The following is a 412-nucleotide window of genomic DNA, read 5'->3' on the forward strand; positions in this document are numbered from 1 at the left end:
GGTCTTGTGCATTATTACGTGCATCTTAATGTCTTCTCATAATATAGTGGGGCGAGCCATTATAATTATTCCAATAAAAATGACTAGTGATCAGAAACGATTTGGCCAAATGAAATTATGCACTGCAATGCTGGCGATAAACCCTATTGAAAATAATGATGCGGCTAATGCTGTTAACAAAAAGTTGTTGGGCAAGAGGTGGCACATATTTTCCATGGACTACTAGATTTAGACGACGCTGATCTTACCAACCGCAGTCAGCCAAAACAACACCCTTCGCTGCATACCCAGGCAAACCTTAGTGCCAGCCCGTTTTGAGAAACCCGGATTTCCCGGATGAACAATTTTCCGGTTCTAGCGTCTGAATCGCTCGCTAAAGCTCGTCAGCCCAAGCGTTGGAGCGAATGTGCAT

General features: G+C 43.9%; 1 protein-coding gene. It reads left to right on the top strand.

Features of this window, described 5'->3' with window-relative positions:
* The coding region (locus tag AC066S_RS39720; protein ID WP_478272049.1) for a hypothetical protein at positions 1-226 on the top strand (226 nt) is incomplete at its 5' end.
* Positions 227-412: the final 186 nt, after the last annotated feature.

It is taken from the genome of Bradyrhizobium sp. CFUWI, from assembly GCF_056429085.1.